2 protein-coding genes are annotated in these 2,305 nt (G+C 63.3%); one reads left to right on the top strand and one right to left on the bottom strand.

Annotated elements, in window-relative coordinates:
- The first annotated feature begins 196 nt into the window (after positions 1-196).
- On the top strand, positions 197-2,062 hold the full coding sequence (locus tag HLUSI_RS0125780) for a DUF4153 domain-containing protein (RefSeq protein WP_016836668.1): 1,866 nt from the start codon (positions 197-199) through the stop codon (positions 2,060-2,062).
- Positions 2,063-2,065: 3 nt separating this feature from the next.
- On the opposite strand, the gene HLUSI_RS0125775 is transcribed toward HLUSI_RS0125780, so the two are convergent.
- Positions 2,066-2,305: c-type cytochrome (locus HLUSI_RS0125775; RefSeq protein ID WP_016836667.1), on the bottom strand; the 240-nt coding region annotated here is incomplete at its 5' end.

Genomic DNA, 2,305 nt, shown 5'->3' with positions numbered 1-2,305 from the left:
AAGGCGCGCAACCTGGCGCAGACGCTGCTGCAAAATGACGACGCCATCGTCGATGCGCATTTGCAGCGCTGGCTGGGCGGCAAGGAAGACTTCCTCAAAGTTTGACGATATCAGGCGTTTTTCCATCGGGCCCTCCGCCGACGCATTTACAAGCCGGTCGACTTCAACGACATTAGCGTTTTCCAACGGAGCCATCATGTCCACTGCCCTGCCCAACAACGCACCGCCGGATGACAACGACCTGCATTCTCCTGCAAGCATCCTGTCCGGCCGCCTGCGCGTCGCGCTGGGTGTAGCGCAAGGCGTGCTGCTGTATGCACTGTATTCAAGCTGGAATGCCAAGACCGGCCTGGCGATGCAGCCGCTGCTGTTCGTTCCCGCGCTGATGCTGGCGGGATTCCTGCCGATCATCGCGGTGTCCGGCATCGGCCATCTGTCGCGACGCAATCTGCTGATCTGGCTGGCCGCGCTGGCCGTCATCCTGTCCGGCCTGGGCGTCTACGATGCCTGGCGCGCCGACCTGTCGTCGCTGCTGCCATCGGCATCCACCGGCAGTGGCATGGACGGCCGGCCGGAGCTCCTGCCTTCCGCCACGCTGTTCCTGCTCGCCGTGGCCGGGCTGTTCATCGCGCAAGCCATGATGCTGGCCGGCGACGCCGACGGCAGGCGCATCGCGACCTACCGCAGCTATTTTGAAATGGCGTGGAAGCTGCTGGTGCAGCTGCTGTTCGCGACGCTGTTCACTGGCCTGTTCTGGCTGGTGCTGGAAACCGGCAACGCGCTGTTTTCGCTGATCAAGCTCGACTTCCTCGGCAAGCTGCTGGAAAGAAGCTGGTTCAACATCCCTGTCACCACGCTGGCGTTCTCCTCGGCGCTGCACCTGAGCGACGTCCGCCCGCAGATCGTCGCCGGCATCCGCAAGCTGCTGCTGACCTTGCTGTCGTGGCTGCTGCCGATCGCGACCATCGTGATCGGCGCCTTCCTGCTGAGCATTCTTGCCACCGGCCTGGAACCACTATGGCAGACGCGGCGCGCCACGCACGTGCTGCTTGGCGCCGCCGCACTGCTGGTGGTGCTGATCAACACGGTCTATCAGGACGGCAATCACCTGACGACGCGCTCGCATCGGTTCTTCACGGCGTGCCTGCGCGTCGCTTGCCTGCTGCCGGCGCCACTGGTCTTGCTGGCGGTGTATTCGCTGGGATTGCGCGTGGCCGAATACGGCTGGACCGTAAGCCGCGTGGCGGCGGCGACGTGCGCGCTGGTGGCCGCCATGTATGCCGCCGGCTATGCGCTTGCGGCCCTGAGCGCGCGTGACAAGCTGCAGCGCATCGCCTCGACCAATGTGCTGGCGAGTTTCGCCATCCTCATTGTGTTCCTCGCGCTGCTGTCGCCGCTGGCCGATCCGGCGCGCATCGCCGTGGCCGACCAGCTGCATCGCCTGGCAATCGGGAAAACCGTTCCGCAACGTTTCGACTTCCACTTCCTGCGTTTCGATGGCGCACGTTTCGGCGTGCAGGAACTGAAACGCTTGAGCGAACAAAAGAACGGCGCCTATCCCGTTGCGGTGGAAGAAAAAGCAAGGTCGGCGCTGGCCGGCACCAACCGCTGGGACAGGGAGGAGTTCGACGAAATCGCGCCCGACGCGGCGAAGAACATTCGCGTACATCCCGCCGGCAGGCAATTGCCTAAAGAATTCATCGCGCAGGACTGGCGCAACGACAAGCAAAGATGGAGTTTGCCGGCCTGCATGACGCGCGGTGATCGCCAGTGCGATGCCTACCTGGTCAAACCCGATCCGGCCGGCACGGAACAGGTGCTGGTGTTCGACGGCAACAGCATGCCGGCACTGTTCGCATCGTCCGGCGTCGGCGCCTGGCAATTGGCCGGCAAGCTGATGGCGACGCCCTCCTGCATCGATGAATTGAAGAAGACGGCAGAACGTGGTTCCCTGAACTGGCAGCCGCCGTTACAGCACGACATCGACATCAATGGCGTGCACCTGCGCATGCAGGTCGAGCAGACGGTGACGAAATGCGCGCCTGACGAACTCAAGAAATAGACGTCAGGGGAAGCTTTTCATGTATGCCAGCAGGTTGTTCAGCTCCTGCGCGTTGCTGATGCCCCAAAAGCGCATCCTGGTCCCCGGCACCACGTCGCCGGGGGATTTCATGAAGGCCCGCAGCTTGTCTTCGGTCCAGACGATGTGCGAATTCTGCATCGCCGGCGAGTATCGATAATCTTTGGTCGCCGCCGCAGGACGGCCGACGATACCGTTGAGTTGCGGTCCGAAGCCGGCGCGCGC

Source organism: Herbaspirillum lusitanum P6-12, assembly GCF_000256565.1.
GTDB classification, from domain to species: domain Bacteria; phylum Pseudomonadota; class Gammaproteobacteria; order Burkholderiales; family Burkholderiaceae_D; genus Herbaspirillum; species Herbaspirillum lusitanum.
The sequence above is the reverse complement of the archived record's forward strand: the minus strand, read 5'-3'. Positions and strand labels throughout refer to the sequence as shown.